Genomic DNA, 19,399 nt, shown 5'->3' with positions numbered 1-19,399 from the left:
GCCAAAGGCGCGTGCGTATCCCCATCAAGGCCACGGCCCGCGAGCCGATCAACAGGCCGGATACATATCAGCGACTTCCGCTATCTAAGCATAATCTCACTTGCGATCAGCAGCCGGTCCATACATTGCCGCCATGAGCGGACAATCCCGCATAATCCCAAATCTCCATCGAACGGCGTTCGGCTCCCACTTGTAATCCGGCAGTCGTGCTTAACTAAACGAAGGGCTGTTCTTCACAAAGTGGAGGATGCTGCAATGCGTGAACCAAATCCTGAAAAGCTGAACGCACTCGTAGGAAAGCTGGTCAACGACCTGGGCATTTCACTTGGCGGTGCCAGTATACTGCTTGGCGATCGTCTCGGCCTCTACAAGGCAATGGCGGATGGAGATATCTTCACGCCTTCACAGCTTGCCAAGAAGACCGGCCTGCATGAGCGTTATGTCCGCGAATGGCTCTCCGGCCAGGCCGCCTCTGGTTACATCGATTATCACCCTGAAAAAAATGCGTTTTCGCTCTCGGCCGAACAAGCGATGGCGTTCGCGGAGGAGGGGTCGCCAGCTTTCTTCGCCGGTGCATTCGATGTCGTGCAGTCCACCTATCTCGACGAACCCAAGGTCGCCGAAGCATTTCGAACAGGAAAGGGCGTTGGTTGGCATGAGCATTCGAAGTGCCTTTTCTCGGGCACCGAACGCTTCTTCAGGCCAGGCTATAACGCCAATCTGGTTTCGAACTGGATTCCGACGCTCGAAGGCGTCGAAGCAAAACTGAAAGCTGGCGCCAAGGTTGCCGATGTCGGATGCGGCCACGGCGCCTCTACCATCGTGATGGCGCAGGCGTACCCCAAATCGAGGTTCTTCGGGTTTGATTACCACAAACCTTCAATCGATCGCGCCAAGGTCCTGGCCCAGGAAGCGGGGGTCGGAGACCGAATTGAATTCGCGCAAGCCAGTGCCAAGGATTTTCCGGCAAAGGACTACGATCTGGTGGCGTTCTTCGATTGCCTGCATGACATGGGTGACCCCGTTGGTGCGGGCAAGCACGTCAAGGAAACACTGGCCAAAGACGGGTCGTGGATGATCGTCGAGCCATTTGCTCATGACAATCTCAAGGATAATCTCAACCCGATCGGGTCCATTTTCTATCACGCCTCGACATTCATTTGTACGCCTGCGTCGCTCTCTCAGGAGGTGGGCTTGGGGCTCGGTGCCCAGGCAGGTGAAAGCAAATTGCGTCAGGTCGCGACTGAGGCAGGTTTCAAGCGCTTCCGCCGCGCGACCGAGACGCCCTTCAATATGATCTTCGAAGTACGCGCTTGATCTCTCAGACCAACGGTGCGGAGCGACCAGGATGCCGTGGGAAATGCAGCTTCTAGGGGCTGCATCGCCCCGGATTGGTGTCACCTGTCGACAGGACCGCTGCAGATACGAAAAGGAGCCGCTGCAAAAACCTCTCGAGCATAAAGCGTCGCGTAATACGCGGAGTTTTCAATCGGGCGCGCAGAGCGACATCCCGGCTACGGTTGCTGCCACTGGCGGATTGGCTTGATATCAGTCAGGCGTGGCTCAAGTCCGGCGAGGCGTGGGCGGTCGTTTGCGCCAATAGTCACGGCTGACGTGCCGATCGTCAGATACGGTAACGGGTCATCGCTGCGGCGCCAGAGCTTCTTTTGTCCGCAGCGGACGCTCCGCCAGCCACCAGTAAGCGAGCGCCGCAAGGCTTCCGCCGCACGCCGCTGCGCCGATCAGCCCCCATTCGGTCGGCAGTGAGGAGCCGACGAAGGCGCTGATGCCGAAGAAGCCGCCGCCCGTGATGGCGCCGCCGATCATGCACATTACCGGCGACATGATGCCGGCCCATCGCGCCAGGAGGATTCCGGGCAGGGCGATAAAAACGGTGGCCTTGAACGAACCCGCCACGCCGAAAACGAGAGTCAGCAGAGCCGCGGTGGCGACCGCGCCGAGATGCGCGGCGAGTCCGCCGGTGGGCCGAAGGCTGAGCTGCAGCAGAACTCCCATGGCCATGGGCGCGACGATAATCGCTGCGATCAAGCCAACGATCATGCGCCCGATGTCGATCAGGCATAGCGAAACGCGGGACATGGGAGGGGTCGGGATATCAGACGTCGGAGGCATGGTGGTGTGTCAGCGAAGTGCGGCTGAACGTTCAATGCCGAATGTGTTGCCCGGATGCACATTGCAACAGCCGGGCTATGCTGTTGAGGCAGGGCAACGCCGCTGGGTTTCTTTATGCGCAGTTATATCGCTGATAACAATGTTGTGGGGGAATGAGGGTACGCTATTTAGCGAGTGAGAAGATTAAATGCTGGCGTCGCATGAATAAGTCACCGCTCACCCGTACAGAATTGATCCTTATTCTGGCGGTCATCGCCGGTGCCATCTGGATGATTCATTATTGGCGCCATAATCTGTCTGACTCGGCACAGAAACGTCAGCAGGCGCTGGATGCATACAATCTTAAAAGAGAGAAGGATCGCAACGATCCTCCGAAATATCTGAAGCCGGAAGCGCGGTAACATTAGGCTAGGGATCATTCCTCAGGCGTACTGCGCCTCGCGGAACAGATCAGGGCGCTTCATCGCTAGTAGCGACGCGCGAACCCACCGCCGCGCACGAGCCGGATGATGAGAAGCAGGACGATCGCGCCGAGTGTTGCGTTGATGATTGCGCGGACGATTCCCGCTCCCAGATGAATACCGAGCTTGGGCAGAAGCCAGCTTCCGATAAATGCGCCGAGAATGCCGATGATCAGGTCGCCGATCAGGCCAAAGCCCGCGCCACGAACGATCTGGCCTGCGAGCCAACCCGCGACGATGCCAACGATCAGGATGACAAGAAGACTTTCGCCGGACATGTTCATTGGAAGCCTTCTCCCGAGGCAGCGGATGCTGATGGAAAGAGAAGTCGTACCCCGGTCAAGAGTTCCAGCTCGCTGGATGGAATACCGCTGTGTCATTCGCCATCGATCACGTGGAGCGGGGTAGCGCAATCCCTGGAGTGTATCGTTGGGCGCATGACGCGTGATCCGTCGGCACTAGCGCCCGACATTTACTCGGAAAAAAATCCTTGACGTCATTCTATCCCAGTATATATTCCCTTCATCCCGTCCCACTTTGAGGGGCGTTGCCAGGGACGCTTGTTAGCGCGGGGCGGGATGTGGCGCCTGCGGGCGGGAGGGAGACGTTCCCTCACGCACTCGGGAGGCCTTGGGTCACCGTCCGACCCCACTACGGGGGTCTGCCGCTAGAGCGCGGCTGGACGTGGCACTGGCAGACGGCGGGAAACCGCCGGCGGATCTGTGGATCCTCGCCTTTGCCCGGAAGAACGGTCCCGGGGACAGAAATCGCCACGATGGAGCGTCGAAAGGCGTTTCCGCGGCCTCTGATGTCCGGCGATCCGGACACTACGCTGCGGCACTGTACCCAAGTCGCGCCTTTCGGCGCTTCATCTCCCTCATTCTTGAGGGAGACCACCGGAACCGCCACTCACGCGCTCAGGCGCGGGCGCGGATGGCGCATGGTCATCATCCACAGTCCTCCATTCATCACTGCAACAACGGGAGTTCACATGATCATCTCGCATGCCGATGCCAAATATCTCGCCCAACGCGCGCGGGACCTCCACGACGATGTCGCTGTGCCGGCGGAGGTCGTAATCCTCAATGCCTGCTGCGATGGTGCGCTCCGACGCATCGCAGATCGGGCCAAGGCCCATCGCCACTGTTCGTCGCGGGCCTGCCGCCGCGCGCATCGCTGCGCCGGGAAGCCGCGTCGCTGCAGCGATATCGTGCGTCGCCTCCTGCCGGATGCGGATGCTCCAGCGATGATCGAGGAACTGTACTGGCGTGTGCTGCAACGCCTCGTGGATGAAGACGAGGCTGAGCGGCGCAAGGCATGAATTCGTTAGCCGGCATCGCGCGCTGCGGCGGCGCTGCCGTGACACCGCGCGTGCGGGCCGGTATTGTCGCCACCAACAGAGCGCGGCGATCCGCGCTCGCGGCCGGGGTTTTGCGACATGCGCGCATTGACAATAACGAGACTTCCCACTCTGCGTCCGCGCCGCACGGCGCTTGCCGTTATCGCGGTGCTGGCGCTGCTCGATGTGACGCTGCTGGTCGCGCGGGAATTGCCGAGCGTGCCGGTGCTGCAGAAGGTCGGCTTCGATATGGAGGCCGCCGGCTTCAAGGCGCGTTTCGCCAACGATGCCGCAGGCAAGATGGCCTTGAGCAAATTGCCGGCCTATCGCTTCGTCGTGCACACCACGCCGAACGGCCCGCGCTACCTGTATGCCGACCCCGCCAAATGCATGTGCACCTTCGTCGGCAATCGCGACAATTACCTGAACTATCAGGATATCGCGCGCCGTGGCCTGCCGCAGGCGGATTATGTGGCGCCGGACTACAAGACGCAGGCGAATGCGCTGCTATCAGACGATCCGATCGCGTCGGACCAGATCGACTGGCAGCCCGACAGCCTCGCGGAGGCGTTCCGGGATTATTATTGATCTCGATCTCTCCCCGCCTGGCGAAGCTTCGCTTTGTTTGGGAGCGGGGAGAGATCAGAACGCTAGCCGTCGATCTTGCCGGCGATGATCGGGCCGAACAGCTCCCACTTCTCGCCCTTGAAGCGCTGCATCTGCAGCTGCTCGATCGGGTAGAAGTCGGTCGCCGAGGTCGAGATCGTCACGCCGGGCAGCAAGGTGTCGGGCGCGAAGCTCTTGAGGTTGGCCGCTTCCTTCATGATGTTCGCGCGGGTCAGGTTGTCGCCAGCCTGCTTGAGCACCTGAACAATCGTCTGCGCCTGGCCATAGCCATAGACGACCGAGCCGTCGTTCCTGTCCATGGTGGGGGCATATTTGGCGAGGAAAGCATAGAATTTCTTCATGCCCTCGTCATTGTCCCAGCTGGAATCGGCGCCGTCCTTGGCGTAGTTCGCCGACAGGATGCCCTGGGCGATGTCGTAACCCGCGGGCTTCATCACGCCGCCGACCGAAGCGCCGACATTGCTCTGGATGTAGGTCGGCTTCCAGCTGAGCTCCGCCACTTTCTTGATCGCCTGCGCGGCGAATTTCGGCGTGGTGAAGCTGACAAAGGTGTCGGCATTGGTCGACTTCAGCTTGACGATGTGGGACTCGATGGTCGGCTCCGACACTTCATAGCTTTCCTCGGCGATGATCATCGAAGCCGCCTTGCTGCCGAGACCATCCTTCAGGCCCTTCAGCATGTCCTTGCCGAAGTCGTCGTTCTGGTACATGACCGCGATCTTGGCGTCGGGCTTTTCCTTCAGCAGATAGGCTGCATAGATCCTGGATTCGCTCTGATAGGCAGGCTGCCAGCCCATGGTCCAGGGGAAGTCCTTGAAGTCGCCGAACTTGGTCGCACCGGTGGCGACGAACAGCTGCGGGACTTTCTTGGCATTCATGTATTTCTGAATGGCGGAGTTCGACGGGGTTCCGAGCGAGCTCGCGATGAACAGCACCTCGTCGGATTCGACGAGCTTGCGCGCCTGCTCCACAGCCTTCGGCGGCGAGTAGCCGTCGTCATAGGTGATGTAATTGATCTTGCGGCCGTTGATGCCGCCCTGATCGTTGATCATCTTGAAATAGGCTTCTTCCATCTTGCCGATCACGCCATAGGCGGAGGCGGGCCCGCTATAGGGCATGATGTTGCCGATTTTGATCTCGGTATCCGAGGCGCCGGTGTCGTATTTCTTCTGGGCGAAAGCAGTGCTGCCAAGGGCCGCACTGAGGGCTGCGGCAATCGTGAACGTCATTGCACGCGAGCTGAACGAAGGCATTTCTGATCTCCCTGATCATCTGAGTAAAACCGCGCGTATTCTTGCTTTTGTTGAATGCTGCGGCGCGTCGGATTGAATACTTTTCCGCTGCAACTAGCAAGAAAAAGCCCCTCACGACTTTCGTCGTAAGGGGCTGTTTTATTAAGCAGTTTTAATGTTCCGCCATTGGAAAATGCGGCGGTTAACGACTGTTCTCCGCAGTGCGAAGCGGCGCTTCGCCGTGCGGAGAAAGGCGTGGGCTTTAGCCGCCGAGCTTGCTGTCGATCGGCGGGCCGAACACGTCCCACTTCTCGCCAGTGAAACGCATCATGCGCAGCTGCTCGATCGGGTAGAAGTCGGTCGCCGAGGTGTTGATCTTGACGCCCGGCAGCAGTGTGTCGGTCGTGAAGTCCTTGAGGCTGGCGGCCTGCTTCATGATGTTGGCACGGGTCAGGTCGTCGCCGGCCTGCTTGAGAACCTGCACCACGGTTTGCGCCTGACCATAGCCATAGAGTGCTGAGCTTTCGGCCTTGTTGGCGAAGGGCGCATATTTGGCCAGGAAATCCAGATACTTCTTCATGCCTTCATCATTGTCCCACTGTGGGTCGAGCGCGTCCTTGGCGTAAGCCAGCGACAGCACACCCTGGGAATTCTCGATGCCGGCGGGACGCATCACGGCGCCGACGGAGGAGCCGACATTGCTCTGGAAGAACATCGGCTTCCAGCCGATCTCGGCCACCTTCTTGATCGCCTGTGCCGCAAACTTCGGCGTCGAGATCGAGATGAAGATGTCTGCGCCCGAGGCCTTCAGCTTGACGATGTGGCTGTCGATAGTCGGCTCTGACACTTCGTAGCTGTCTTCGGCCACGATCATCGAGGCCTTGTCGCCGAGGCCATCCTTGAAGCCCTTCAGCATGTCCTTGCCGAGGTCATCGTTCTGGTAGAACACGGCGATCTTGCCGTTCGGCTTTTCGGTGATGGCGTATTGCGCGAAGATGCGGCCTTCGCTCTGATAGGCTGGCTGCCAGCCCATGGTCCATGGCGAGGTCTTGTATTCGCCGAATTTGGTCGCGCCGGTGGCGACGAACAGCTGCGGGATCTTCTTGGCGTTTAGGTACTTCATGATCGCGGTGTTCGACGGCGTGCCGAGCGGGCCGAACACGAACAGCACTTCGTCGGATTCGACCAGCTTGCGGGTCTGTTCGACAGCCTTGGCCGGGCTATAGGCGTCGTCATAGCTGACAAAGTTGATCTTGCGGCCGTTGATGCCGCCCTGATCGTTGATCATCTTGAAGTAGGCTTCTTCCATCTTCCCGATGATGCCGTAGGCGGATGCGGGTCCGCTGTAGGGAATGATGTTGCCGATCTTGATCTCGGTATCGCTCGCCCCGGTATCGTATTTCTTCTGGGCATTCGCGGAAGTTGAGAAGGCGAGAAACGCAAACGCCGCGCTCGAGAGCGCGGCGGTGCGCAGAAAGTTTCTGCAGTTCATAGGTCCTCAGTTTTTACGTAGTTTGCCTATCAAGCTCTGTGCCCCATAGGCGAGTTGCCTGGCCCCGTTCGGGAGCAGGAAGATGATGATGATCAGGATGACGCCGAACACGGCGCCAGACAGACCCTTCGAAACATGTTCCGCGATATTCGGAACGAACACGATGAAGGCCGCACCGGCGAGCGAACCGGGCAGCCAGCCGACGCCGCCGACCACCATGCCGAGAAACAGCGCGATGGCGAGCTGGATGGTGTAGCCATCCGGTGCCACGAACTGCACGGCGATAGCGCCGAGACCGCCGGCAACGCCGGTGATCCCTGCGCTGACACCGAAAGCCAGCGTCTTGTAGAGCGAGACGTCCACGCCCATCGCCGAAGCGGCGATTTCGTTGTCGCGGATCGCCATCATGGCCCGGCCCGACCGCGACCTCAGCAGGTTGACCGAGAAGATGTAGATCACGATCGCGACCAGGAGCGTGAAGAAGTACAGCCACATGTCCTGCGACACTTTCAGACCCAGCGAGGCCAGAATTTCCGGCGCGTCAGGCTTGGTGACGACGAGGCCCTGCACGCCGCCGGTCCAGTGTTCGAACACGCCGAGCTTCAGCAATTGCGGCATCGCCACCGCGAGGGCGAAGGTCGCCAGCGCGAGGTAGACGCCGGACAGCCGCAGTGCCGGCAGGCCGAACAGGAAGCCGGCGATAAAGCAGACCAAACCGGCCACAGGGAGCGTCAGTGCGTAGTTGACGCCGACATGTTCCATGAGGATTGCCGACGTATAGGCGCCCAGCGCGTAGAACGCGCTCTGGCCGAGCGAGAACTGACCGCTGGCGCCGGTCAGGATGTTAAGTGCGAGCACTGCGATGGCGTAGATCAGCCACATCGTCATCTGGAAGATGATGAAGTTCTTCACGAATAGCGGTGTGACGATGAGCAGCGCCAGGATGATCAGCGATGCGAGCGGGCCGAGCGCCATTGCTTTTTTGGGAACGGCGGCGACCACGGGAGCAGTGGAAACGTCTTGAACGGTGCTCATGATCAAACTCGCTTCACGATAGTACGGCCGAACAGGCCATTGGGCTTGACGACTAGCACGGTGATGATCAGCGCCAGCGCGATGGGCAGCTTCAGCTCGTTACCGACGCCCGGGATATAGGTGCCGACGAGGTTCTCGAAGATGCCGACAAGGAACCCGCCAATGACGGCGCCGAGCGGGCTCGTCAGACCGCCGACGACGGCTGCGGCAAATCCGTAGATCAGGACGCCGCCCATCATGTTGGGCTCAAGAAACACCACCGGAGCGATCAGCATGCCGGCGATCGAACCGATTGCGGCTGCCATGCCCCAGCCGAGTGCGATCATCCATGACGTGTTGATACCGACCAGCCGTGCCGATTCAGGCAAAGTGGCGGCCGCACGCATGGCGAGACCGACGCGGGTGTAGCGGAAGAAGATGAAAAGCAGGACCAACAGGATCAGCGTCACGCCGATCATGCCGGCCTGATGCGTGGAGATCAGCTGGCTGCCCAGGAAAGGCGACGAGCCGAACGGCGACGGGAACTGCTTGATGGTGAAGTCCCAGGTCAGGCCGGCGACGCTGTTGATGATGGCGAACAGCGCGATGAAACCGGCGACGTGGGTCAGCACCGGTGCGTTGGCGAGGGGCTTGAACAAAGCCCGTTCGATGACGATGCCGCCCACAAAGGAGAACACCAGCGTGAGCGCGAACGCCCCCCAATAGGGCATGCCCCACTGCATCATTTGCCAGGCGACGAAGGTCGAGAACATCGCCATTTCGCCCTGGGCGAAGTTCAGGTGGTCGATTGCCTGGTAGATCATGACCACGGCGAGCGCCATACAGGCGTAGATCGCGCCGGTGGCGATGCCAGCCAGGACTTGATTGGTAAAGAGCTCCATGGCTGTTTCCTCAATATCCCAGATACGATTTACGGACGTCTTCATTGTTCGCGATCTCGTCGGCAGTGCCGGACATCACGATGCGTCCTGTTTCGATGACATAGGCCTTGTCGGCGAGTTCGAGCGCGAGCTGTGCGTTCTGTTCGACGACCAGGATCGAGACCTTGTCCTCACGGTTGATCTTGCCGAGGATCTTGAACAGATCCCGCACGATCAGCGGCGCGAGGCCGAAGGAGGGCTCGTCCAGCAACATCAGGCGGGGACGCAGCATGAGCGCGCGGGCAACCGCGAGCATCTGCTGTTCACCTCCGGAGAGTGTGCCGGCCTGCTGGGTGTGGCGCTGCTTGAGCACCGGGAAGTGGGCATACATGCGCTCGATATCGTCACCGATCGCCTTGGTGTCCTTGCGGCTGATCGCGCCGAGCTGCAGGTTCTCTTCCACCGTCATGGTGGTGAAGGTGCCGCGGCCCTGCGGAACATGGGCGATGCCCAGCCGCACGATGCTTTCGGTCGAGCGGTTGCCGAGCTTCTTGCCCTCGAACTCGATCGAGCCGGTGGAGCGGATCATGTTGCAGATCGAGCGCAGCGTGGTGGTCTTGCCGGCACCATTGGCGCCGAGCAGCGTGGTGAGGCTGCCTTCCTGCAGTTCGAATTCGAGGCCGTGCAGCGCCTGGACCTGGCCGTAATACGCACGCAGGTCTTTTACGTGAAGCATCGCGGTCATGAGTCTTTGTCTCCCAGATAGGCCTTGATCACAGCAGGGTCTTTCTGGACGGCAGCGGGGGTGCCTTCAGCGAGCTTCTTGCCGAAATTCAGCGCGACGACGTGGTCGGCGATCGACATCACGAGACCCATGTGATGCTCGACCAGCAGCACCGTCACGCCGCGATCGTCGCGGATGCGGCGGATCAGGTCGCCGAGGATGTAGACTTCCTCATGATTGAGACCGCCAGCGGGCTCATCGAGCAGCAGAATCTTCGGCTCGGCCGCAAGCGCGCGCGCCAGCTCGACGCGCTTCTGCGTGCCAAACGGCAATCCGCTGACGATCGTATCGGCAACGCTATGCAGATCGAGATAATCGAGGATGTCGTTGACGTCCTTGTTGATCGCAGCTTCTCCAGATCGAACCCATGGCAGCTTCAGCGAGTCGCTGATGATGTCGCTATTGGTGCGCGCGTGCTTGCCGATGCGGACGTTGTCCCGCACAGTGAGCTTGGGGAACAATGCGACGTTCTGGAAGGTGCGGCCGATACCGATCTCGGAAATCTTGTGCGCCGGACGTTTCAGGATCGTCTCGCCTTCCATCAGGATATCGCCCTTGCTCGGCTGATAGAGCCGGCTGAGGCAATTGAACAGCGTGGTCTTGCCAGCGCCGTTCGGTCCGATGAGGCCGAGAATGTGACCCTTCTGCATGTCGAACGAGACGCCGTTCAACGCGATGATGCCGCCGAACACGACGCTGACGTCGCGAACCGAAAGCAGCGGCGCCGTCGATGTGACAGGCGCGCGCTCTGCGAATTGTGCTTGCGTCATGCGCGGTGACCCTCGATCGTCTGCTGCGGCGAAGTCTTGCGCAGGTCACGACGATGAAGGCTGTCAGAGCCCTTCAACAATGCGTGCAACTTTCCCTCCTGATCTGATTTTTTTGCTGTCGAGTTTTTTGGATTGTGGCGCGGCTGCTCCCCCGAGCGCCGCTTCGATGTTCCTTACCATCGCCAACAGGCGAGGTCCAATATCGTTGAGCAAGCGGTCTTCCGTAAACCGAAATGCGGGCGCGCCGCAATTAAAGGCATATGGGCCTGTGCCGTCATTCAACGTCATCGCGACACCGGCAGCGTGCACATCGTCCTGCCACTCGCCAGCCGAGATGACGAAACCGTGGCGTGCGACCATTTCGCCTGCGCGTTCGAGGCCGTCACGCATCTTCGACCAGCGATGTCCGTAGTGCTCGCGAAATTCGCGCAATAATTGGGCACGGTCTTCCGGCGGCAGCGCCCAGAAATAGGCGCGGCCCATCGCCGTGGTTGCAATGGGAATGCGCGAGCCGACGTCGAGTTGAACGCCGACAGTGAGACTGGAACGACTCTGCCCGAAATAGATCATGCTGAGGCGATCACGCGCGCCGACTGCGCAGGCACCGCCGGTCTGCCGCATCAATTCGTCGCGAAATGATTCCGAGAGATGTCTAACGCCCAAGTTCGCAAGTGCAGCATACCCCAGGGCCATGGCTGCTGGCGCGAGTTGATACTTCTCGAAGCGTGGCACGGGTGTAAGGTACCCCAACTTCGTAAGCGTATAAGTCAATCGCGAGATGGTTGGCTTCGGCAGTTTGGTGCGGGCAGCAATCTCCTGATTGCCGAGAAGTCCGTCATTGGGGCGAAATGCACGCAAGACATCCAGGCCGCGAGCCAGCGCGACGACGAAATTGCGATCTGTCGCCACATTCTTCGCTGGACGTTTCATGCTTCCCTGAATGTTTCATACGATTGCTGTGCGGCCCTCGTTGACAAGGGACGCTCTTCAAAATAACCCTCCGTGTCAAGATGTGGAATTAAATTTCGCAGTGCGAAACTAAGAAAAACAGACCGGTAAACGTAGCCAAGGAGAATGCCGTGAGCGATGTCGTAAAGCTTGAGCGTCATGATGAAGTCGCCATCGTCACGATCAACTCTCCGCCTGTGAATGCCTTGAGTGCGGCGGTTCGTCGCGGCATTTTTGAAGGTGTCAAAACTGCCGCTGCCGATCCTGCCGTCAAGGCGATCGTGATCGCATGCGCGGGCCGTACCTTTGTTGCCGGCGCCGACATCACCGAATTCGGCAAGCCGCCGCAGTCCCCAGGATTGAGCGAAGTCATTTCCGAAATCGAGAATTGTTCCAAGCCGGTGATCGCAGCGATCCACGGTACTGCGCTCGGTGGCGGCCTCGAGCTCACGCTCGGCTGTCACTTCCGCGTGGCCACAAAAGAAGCCAAGCTTGGCCTGCCTGAGGTGAAGCTCGGCCTGCTGCCCGGTGCTGGCGGCACGCAGCGTCTGCCGCGCGCGGTTGGTCCTGAGCTCGGCGTGAAGATGGTTGTCACTGGTGATCCGATCAGCGCATCTGAAGCTTTAAAGAATGGCCTGATCGAAGAGATCGTCGAAGGTCCGGCCTCGGGCGCTGAAGCTTTCGCGCGCAAAGTGATCGCCGAGAAGCGTCCGTTGCGCCTGCTGCGCAACGACGATTCCAAGCTCGCGGCCGCTCGCGCCGATCGCACCATCTTCACCAACGCTGCCGCAGCCGCCAATAAGAAGAACCGCGGCATGAATGCGCCGCTGGCCTGCGCTGAAGCCGTCAGCTGGACGCTTGATGTGCCGTTCGACGAGGCGCTCAAGAAGGAGCGCGAGATGTTCCTCAAGCTGGTCGCCGACGACCAGTCGAAGGCGCAGCGTTATGCGTTCTTCTCCGAGCGCGAAGCTGCCAAGGTTCAGAACGTGCCGGAAGGCGTCAAGCCACGTCCGGTCGAGCGCGTCGCCATCATCGGCGCCGGTACCATGGGCGGTGGCATCGCGATGTCCTTCGCCAATGCCGGCATCCCCGTCACGCTGATCGAGACCGGCGAGGAGCAACTCAAGCGCGGCCTCGGCATCATGCAGAAGAATTATGAAGCCACCGCAGCACGTGGCGGCATTCCTGCAGATGCGCCCGCCAAGCGCATGGCGCTGATCACCGGCAAGGTCGGTCTTGAAAACGTCAAGGACGTCGACCTGGTGATCGAAGCCGTGTTCGAAACCATGGCGATCAAGAAGGAAGTGTTCACCGCGCTGGATGCCTATGCCAAGCCGGGCGCCATCCTCGCCAGCAACACGTCCTATCTCAATATCGACGAGATTGCTGCCGTTACCAAGCGTCCGCAGGACGTGCTCGGCATGCACTTCTTCTCGCCGGCCAACGTCATGAAGCTGTGCGAAATCGTTCGCGCCGACAAGACCGCGCCTGACGCGCTGATCACCGCTGTCGCCGTCGCTCGCAAGATCGCCAAGGTCCCGGCCGTGGTCGGCGTCTCCGACGGCTTCGTCGGCAACCGCATGCTGGCAGCCCGCTCCAAGCAGTCCGAGAAGCTGCTGTTCGAAGGCGCACTGCCGCAGCAGGTCGACGCCGTCGTCACCAAATTCGGCATGCCCATGGGTCCGTTCGCCATGGGCGATCTCGCCGGCCTCGATATCGGCTGGCGCTCCCGCAAGGACCGCGGCATCACCTCGCCGATCGCCGATGCGCTCTGCGAAGCCGGCCGCTTCGGCCAGAAGACCGGCAAAGGCTACTACAAGTATGAAGCGGGTTCCCGCGCGCCTGTGCCGGATCCGGAAGTCGAGAAGCTCATCGACGATACGTGCCGGAGCCTGGGCCTGACCCGTCGCGCCGTCAGCGATCAGGAAATCCTGGAACGTATGATGTATCCGATGATCAACGAGGGTGCCCGCATCCTCGAGGAGAAGGTGGCATCGCGTCCGAGCGATATCGACGTGATCTGGCTCTATGGCTATGGCTGGCCGATCTATCGCGGCGGCCCGATGTTCTATGCCGATCAGGTCGGCCTCAAGCAGATCGTCGAACGCCTGCAGTTCTACGCAAAGCAGACCAACGATCCCTCGCTCGAGCCAGCCGCGCTGCTGAAGAAGCTGGCAGATGAAGGCAAGACCTTCGCGTCCCTCGCCAAGGGCGCGTAACCGCGATGACGCATCCCGGCGAACAGCACTATCCACCAGGGGTGCGCTGGGATGCGCCGATCGCCCGCGGCAGTCTGCCCGGGCTGTTGGCCGACTCAGTGCGGAAATTCGGCGACCGCACCGCCATCGAATTCCGCGACCAGCCGATCTCGTTCAATGATCTGCAGACGCGAGTCGATATCGTAGCCGCCGCGCTGATGCGCGCCGGCTACGGCCGCGGCGATTCCATCGGTATCTTCCTGGGCAATACGCCTGATCATCCGGTGCACTTCTTCGGCGGCCTCAAGGCCGGCGCGCGCCTCGTGCATCTGTCGCCGCTCGACGGTGAGATCGCGCTGTCACACAAGTTGCGCGATTCCGGTGCGCGCGTGTTGATCACGAGCAATCTCGCGACGCTGCTCCCGATGGCGTTGAAGTTTCTCGAGAAGGGCCTGCTTGATCGGCTGATCGTCTGCGAGGACGACGATTGGGGCGCGGTGAACAATCCGCAGCTGCCGCTGCCGGAAAATCCCGCCATCGTCACCTTCCGCAATTTCACCGCAGATGCGACGCCGCCTGCGCAGTGGCCGGAGATTTCAGCGGATGACGTGGCGCTGCTGCAATATACCGGCGGCACGACGGGTCTGCCGAAGGGCGCGATGCTGAGCCACGGTAATCTGACCTCGGCCGTGTCGATCTACAATATGTGGGGCGCTCCGGCGCGGGCCACGCGCAATCGGATCGAGCGCGTTATCTGCGTGCTGCCGCTGTTTCATATCTATGCGCTGACCGTGATCCTGCTCAGCCGTATCAGTCTCGGCGATACCATCTCGCTGCATCAGCGCTTCGACGTCAGCCGCGTGCTCGACGATATCGAGATCAAGAAAGCCACCGTATTCCCCGGCGTGCCCACCATGTGGATCGCGATCGCCGCCGATCCGTCGCTGGAGACGCGCGATCTGTCGTCGCTGGTTTCGGCTGGATCCGGCGGCGCGCCATTGCCCGACGAAGTGGCGCGACTGTTCGAACGCAAAACGGGGCTGTCGCTGAAGAGCGGCTGGGGCATGACCGAGACCTGCTCGCCCGGCACCGGCCATCCGCCCGGTGGCCTCGACAAAAAAGGGTCTATCGGCCTGATGCTGCCCGGGATCGAGCTCGACGTAGTCTCGCTCGACGATCCCACCAAAGTGCTCGGTGTCGGCGAGACCGGCGAGATCCGCATCAAGGGACCGAACGTCACGAAGGGGTACTGGAACCTCGAAAAGGAAAGCGCCGAGTCCTTCGTCGGCGATCGCTTCCTGACCGGTGACATCGGTTACATGGATGAGGACGGCTTTTTCTATCTGGTCGATCGCAAGAAGGACATGATCATCTCCGGCGGCTTCAACGTCTATCCGCAGATGATCGAGCAGGCGATCTACGAACATCCGTCGGTGCAGGAAGTGATCGTGATCGGTATTTCCGATCCATATCGCGGCGAAGCGGCGAAGGCCTTTATCAGGCTGCGCAATGGAGCGACCTCCTTCACCATCGACGAGTTGCGCGCGTTTCTCACCGGCAAGCTCGGCAAGCATGAACTGCCGGCAGCTCTGGACTTCGTCGACGACTTGCCGCGCACCGCGGTCGGAAAACTCTCGCGCCACGCCTTGCGCGGGTTGCAACCCACGCCCATCATGAACCAAGAAACAACCTTGCAACAACAAACCGCCTCCGGAGGACCTCGCCTATGACCGAAGCCGTTATCGTTTCCACCGCCCGTACCCCGATCGGCAAGGCCTATCGCGGCGCCCTTAATGCCACCGAGGGTGCGACGCTTCTCGGTCACGCCATCGAGCACGCCGTGAAGCGCGCTGGCATCGATCCGAAGGAAGTCGAGGACGTGGTGATGGGCGCGGCCCTGCAGCAGGGCTCGACCGGCGGCAATATCGCCCGCAAGGCGCTGCTCCGTGCCGGCCTGCCGGTGACGGTTGGCGGCACCACCATCGATCGCCAGTGCGCCTCGGGTCTGCAGGCGATTGCGCTCGCAGCGCGTTCGGTGATCTTCGACGGCGTCGAGATCGCGGTTGGCGGCGGCGGCGAGTCGATCTCGTTGGTGCAGAACGAGCACGCCAACAAGTTTCACACCGTCGATCCCGAACTGATGAAGATCAAGGGCGACGTCTACATGCCGATGCTCGACACCGCCGAAACGGTGGCCAAGCGCTACGGCATCTCGCGCGAGCGGCAGGACGAATATTCGCTGGAGAGCCAGCGCCGCACCGCTGCTGCGCAGCAGGGCGGCAAGTTCAACGACGAAATCGCCGCGATCGCCACCAAAATGGGCGTCGCCGACAAGGCCACCGGTGAAGTCACCTTCAAGGACATTACCCTATCGAAGGACGAAGGCCCGCGTCCGGAAACCACTGCTGAAGGTCTCGCCGGTCTGAAGGCCGTGCGCGGCGAGGGGTTCACCATCACCGCCGGCAATGCCTCGCAGCTCTCGGACGGCGCCAGCGCCACCGTGATCATGAGCGACAAGCTCGCTGCACAGAAGGGCCTCAAGCCGCTCGGCATTTTCCGCGGCTTCGTTTCTGCCGGTTGCGAGCCGGACGAAATGGGCATCGGTCCCGTGTTCGCCGTGCCGCGCCTGTTGAAGCGTCACGGCCTCAAGATCGAGGACATCGATCTCTGGGAGCTCAATGAAGCTTTCGCCGTGCAGGTTCTGTACTGCCGCGACAAGCTCGGCATCGACCCGGAGAAGCTCAACGTCAATGGCGGCGCGATCTCGGTTGGCCATCCCTACGGCATGTCGGGCGCACGTCTCGCCGGCCACGCGCTGATCGAAGGCCGTCGCCGCAAGGCGAAGTATGCGGTCGTCACCATGTGCGTCGGTGGCGGCATGGGCTCCGCCGGCCTGCTCGAAATCGTTCAGTAAACAACCATATTCAAGGAGGATCCGATGGATCTGAGTTTCAATCCAGAAGAAGTGGCATTCCGCGAAGAGGTGCGAACCTTCTTCCGTGAGAGCCTCGACCCGGTCGTGCGTAAGAAGCTGCAGGAAGGCCATCACACGTCAAAGGACGATCTGGTGAACTGGCAGCGCACCCTCAACAAGAAGGGTTGGGCGGTTCCGCATTGGCCGACCGAATATGGTGGCACCGGTTGGAGCGCTGCCAAGCAGTACATCTTCCTGGAAGAGCTGCAGAAGACCCCGGCGCCGCCGCCGCTGCCGTTTGGCGTCAACATGGTCGGCCCGGTGATCTACACCTTCGGCAACGAGCAGCAGAAGAAGCACTTCCTGCCGCGCATTGCGAATATGGACGACTGGTGGTGCCAGGGCTTCTCGGAGCCCGGCTCGGGGTCGGACCTCGCCTCGCTGAAGACCACGGCGAAGAAGAAGGGCGACACCTGGATCGTCAACGGCCAGAAGACCTGGACCACGCTGGCGCAGCATGCCGACTGGATCTTCTGCCTGTGCCGCACTGATCCCGATGCGAAGAAGCAGTCGGGCATCTCCTTCATCCTGATCGACATGAAGTCGAAAGGCATCACCGTCCGTCCGATCCAGACCATCGATGGCGGCGTCGAAGTCAACGAAGTGTTCTTCGATGACGTTGTGGTGCCAGCCGAGAACATCGTCGGCGAGGAGAACAAGGGCTGGGATTACGCCAAATTCCTGCTCGGCAACGAACGCGTCAACATTGCCCGCGTCGGCATGTCCAAGGAGCGCATCCGCCGCATCAAGGAACTCGCCGGCATGGTGATGTCGGGTGACAAGCCGCTGATCGAGGACCCGCAGTTCCGCCAGAAGCTGGCTGCGACCGAGATCGAGCTCAAGGCGCTCGAGCTCACGCAGATGCGCGTCGTTGCCGCTGAAGGCAAGCACGGCAAGGGCAAGCCGGATCCGGCGTCCTCGATCCTCAAGATCAAGGGTTCGGAAATCCAGCAGACGCTCACCGAACTGCTGCTCGAAGTCACCGGCCCGTTCGCATTGCCGTTCGCGCCGGAAGGCGACGGGCGCAACGAGGAGGGTGACTGGGCTTCGCCGATCGCGCCCGGCTATTTCAACTACCGCAAGGTGTCGATCTACGGCGGCTCCAACGAGATCCAGCGCAACATCATCGCGAAAGCGGTGCTGGGGCTGTGAAACCGTCATTCCGGGACGGGCGCGGCGCGAGCCGCGACCGCCCCCGGAATCCCGACATGCTTTGGCACGTCAGAGACTCCCATCTTGAGATTCCGGGTTCGCGTCCGGCAAGGGCCGGCCACGCCCCGGAATGACTCAGTTCTGGATTTTTGAGGAAAAAGAAAAATGGATTTTGATCTTTCCGAGGAGCAGCGGCTTCTCAAGGACAGCGTCGACGGCCTGTTGAAGGCGTCCTACGATTTTGAGACCCGCAAGAAGTATCGCGCCGAAAAGGGCGGCTGGAGCAAGGACGTCTGGGGAAAGTTCGCCGAACAGGGTCTGCTCGGTCTGCCGTTCTCCGAAGATGACGGCGGCTTCGGCGCCGGTCCAATCGAGACCATGATCGTGATGGAAGCGCTCGGCCGTAATCTCGTGGTCGAGCCCTATCTCGACACGGTCGTGCTCGGCGGCGGCGTCCTGCGCCGCGCCTCGGCGGAGCAGCGTGCCGCGCATCTGCCCGGGATCATCGACGGCTCCAAGACCATGGCCTTCGCACAGGTCGAGCGTGACTCACGCTATGACCTCGGAGACATCAAGACGTCGGCCAAGAAGAGCGGTGCGGGCTACACGTTGTCCGGCGAGAAATTCGTCGTCGGCCATGGCGACACGGCTGATACGCTGATCGTCACCGCACGTACTGCAGGCGGTCAGCGCGATGCCAAAGGCGTCGGCGTGTTCCTGGTCCCGGCCAATGCCAAGGGTGTCGACATTCACGGCTATGAGACCCAGGACGGCAGCCGCGCCGCCGACATCAAACTCAACAATGTCGAGGTCGGTGCGGATGCCGTGATCGGCGACGCCGACAATGGTCTGTCACTCGTCAATCAGGTGGCCGACGACGCCCGTATCGCGCTCTGCGCCGAAGCCGTCGGTGCGATGGAAGAAGCGCTGAAAGTGTCGGTGGAGTACATCAAGGAACGCAAGCAGTTCGGCGTCGCCATCGGTTCGTTCCAGGCGCTGCAGCACCGTGCGGCCGACATGTTTACCGCGCTGGAGACTGCGCGCAGCATGTCGTTCCTCGCCTCGATGGCATCGAGCTTCACCGACCTCGACGAACGAGCCAAGACGGTCGCCGCTGCCAAGGTGCAAATCGGCCGCTCCGCGCGCTTCGTTGGCCAGGGCGGCGTGCAGCTCCATGGCGGCGTCGGCGTGACGATGGAGTATCGCATCGGTCACTACTTCAAGCGGCTGACCATGATTGAACAGCAGTTCGGCGATGCAGATTTCCACCTGCGTCGCGTCGCGCAGGCGGGCGGGATTACGGAATAGCCAAGGCCTCGTCGTTCCGGCCACATACTCGTCATTCCGGGGCGCGCGAGCGTCAGGCTCGCGCGAACCCGGAATCCGAGATGGAA

At 61.0% G+C, this 19,399-nt stretch carries 18 protein-coding genes; 9 read left to right on the top strand and 9 right to left on the bottom strand.

The genetic code is table 11. The annotated features are described in order from the left end of the window. The first annotated feature begins 255 nt into the window (after positions 1-255). Positions 256-1,317, top strand: a complete 1,062-nt coding sequence (locus tag CIW50_RS25950; RefSeq protein WP_149534041.1) for a class I SAM-dependent methyltransferase — start codon at positions 256-258, stop codon at positions 1,315-1,317. Positions 1,318-1,641: 324 nt separating this feature from the next. Here CIW50_RS25950 and CIW50_RS25945 read toward each other — a convergent pair whose 3' ends face one another. Beyond that, positions 1,642-2,100, bottom strand: coding sequence for a hypothetical protein (locus tag CIW50_RS25945; protein ID WP_149534040.1), 459 nt, complete (start codon positions 2,098-2,100; stop codon positions 1,642-1,644). A gap of 233 nt (positions 2,101-2,333) precedes the next feature. Here CIW50_RS25945 and CIW50_RS25940 point away from each other — a divergent pair, with 233 nt between their 5' ends. Next, on the top strand, positions 2,334-2,534 hold the full coding sequence (locus tag CIW50_RS25940) for a hypothetical protein (protein ID WP_149534039.1): 201 nt from the start codon (positions 2,334-2,336) through the stop codon (positions 2,532-2,534). Between the two features lie 65 nt (positions 2,535-2,599). On the opposite strand, the gene CIW50_RS25935 is transcribed toward CIW50_RS25940, so the two are convergent. After that, complete coding sequence (locus CIW50_RS25935) at positions 2,600-2,878, bottom strand: GlsB/YeaQ/YmgE family stress response membrane protein (RefSeq protein WP_093759251.1); 279 nt, start codon at positions 2,876-2,878, stop codon at positions 2,600-2,602. A 707-nt stretch (positions 2,879-3,585) separates the two neighbouring features. On the opposite strand from CIW50_RS25935, the gene CIW50_RS25930 reads away from it, so the two are divergent. After that, on the top strand, positions 3,586-3,915 hold the full coding sequence (locus CIW50_RS25930; protein WP_149534038.1) for a hypothetical protein: 330 nt from the start codon (positions 3,586-3,588) through the stop codon (positions 3,913-3,915). A 117-nt stretch (positions 3,916-4,032) separates the two neighbouring features. Further along, entirely contained in the window at positions 4,033-4,521 is a 489-nt protein-coding gene (locus CIW50_RS25925; RefSeq protein WP_197738399.1) for a hypothetical protein, read from the top strand. A gap of 62 nt (positions 4,522-4,583) precedes the next feature. Here CIW50_RS25925 and CIW50_RS25920 read toward each other — a convergent pair whose 3' ends face one another. The 7 genes from CIW50_RS25920 to CIW50_RS25890 form a co-directional block, all read right to left on the bottom strand. Further along, entirely contained in the window at positions 4,584-5,789 is a 1,206-nt protein-coding gene (locus CIW50_RS25920) for an ABC transporter substrate-binding protein (RefSeq protein ID WP_149534051.1), read from the bottom strand. 265 nt (positions 5,790-6,054) lie between these two features. Further along, positions 6,055-7,284 carry an ABC transporter substrate-binding protein gene (locus CIW50_RS25915; RefSeq protein ID WP_149534037.1) on the bottom strand — a complete coding sequence of 410 codons (1,230 nt, stop codon included), beginning with the start codon at positions 7,282-7,284 and terminating at the stop codon, positions 6,055-6,057. 6 nt (positions 7,285-7,290) lie between these two features. Beyond that, complete coding sequence (locus CIW50_RS25910) at positions 7,291-8,319, bottom strand: branched-chain amino acid ABC transporter permease (RefSeq protein WP_149534036.1); 1,029 nt, start codon at positions 8,317-8,319, stop codon at positions 7,291-7,293. A gap of 2 nt (positions 8,320-8,321) precedes the next feature. Next, positions 8,322-9,200 (bottom strand): branched-chain amino acid ABC transporter permease, encoded by an 879-nt coding sequence (locus CIW50_RS25905; RefSeq protein ID WP_149534035.1) that lies wholly within the window; start codon positions 9,198-9,200, stop codon positions 8,322-8,324. A gap of 10 nt (positions 9,201-9,210) precedes the next feature. Then, positions 9,211-9,924 (bottom strand): ABC transporter ATP-binding protein, encoded by a 714-nt coding sequence (locus CIW50_RS25900; RefSeq protein WP_149534034.1) that lies wholly within the window; start codon positions 9,922-9,924, stop codon positions 9,211-9,213. After that, positions 9,921-10,733, bottom strand: coding sequence for an ABC transporter ATP-binding protein (locus CIW50_RS25895; RefSeq protein WP_149534033.1), 813 nt, complete (start codon positions 10,731-10,733; stop codon positions 9,921-9,923). The genes CIW50_RS25900 and CIW50_RS25895 overlap by 4 nt, the downstream gene beginning before the upstream one ends. Before the next feature lie 63 nt (positions 10,734-10,796). Next, the gene (locus CIW50_RS25890) at positions 10,797-11,663 is read right to left on the bottom strand and encodes an IclR family transcriptional regulator (RefSeq protein ID WP_149534032.1); all 867 of its coding nucleotides are present in this window, start codon (positions 11,661-11,663) and stop codon (positions 10,797-10,799) included. 149 nt (positions 11,664-11,812) lie between these two features. On the opposite strand from CIW50_RS25890, the gene CIW50_RS25885 reads away from it, so the two are divergent. From CIW50_RS25885 to pimD, 5 genes are all read left to right on the top strand, one after another. After that, positions 11,813-13,900, top strand: a complete 2,088-nt coding sequence (locus tag CIW50_RS25885) for a 3-hydroxyacyl-CoA dehydrogenase NAD-binding domain-containing protein (protein ID WP_149534031.1) — start codon at positions 11,813-11,815, stop codon at positions 13,898-13,900. 5 nt (positions 13,901-13,905) lie between these two features. After that, entirely contained in the window at positions 13,906-15,609 is a 1,704-nt protein-coding gene (pimA, locus tag CIW50_RS25880; RefSeq protein ID WP_149534030.1) for a dicarboxylate--CoA ligase PimA, read from the top strand. After that, positions 15,606-16,793, top strand: a complete 1,188-nt coding sequence (locus tag CIW50_RS25875) for an acetyl-CoA C-acyltransferase (protein WP_149534029.1) — start codon at positions 15,606-15,608, stop codon at positions 16,791-16,793. The genes pimA and CIW50_RS25875 overlap by 4 nt, the downstream gene beginning before the upstream one ends. A gap of 24 nt (positions 16,794-16,817) precedes the next feature. After that, complete coding sequence (pimC, locus tag CIW50_RS25870; RefSeq protein WP_149534028.1) at positions 16,818-18,005, top strand: pimeloyl-CoA dehydrogenase large subunit; 1,188 nt, start codon at positions 16,818-16,820, stop codon at positions 18,003-18,005. Positions 18,006-18,170: 165 nt separating this feature from the next. After that, positions 18,171-19,313, top strand: a complete 1,143-nt coding sequence (pimD, locus tag CIW50_RS25865; protein ID WP_149534027.1) for a pimeloyl-CoA dehydrogenase small subunit — start codon at positions 18,171-18,173, stop codon at positions 19,311-19,313. Positions 19,314-19,399 lie beyond the last annotated feature (86 nt).

This window comes from Tardiphaga sp. P9-11 (assembly GCF_008329525.1).
Taxonomy (GTDB): domain Bacteria; phylum Pseudomonadota; class Alphaproteobacteria; order Rhizobiales; family Xanthobacteraceae; genus Tardiphaga.
The sequence above is the reverse complement of the archived record's forward strand: the minus strand, read 5'-3'. Positions and strand labels throughout refer to the sequence as shown.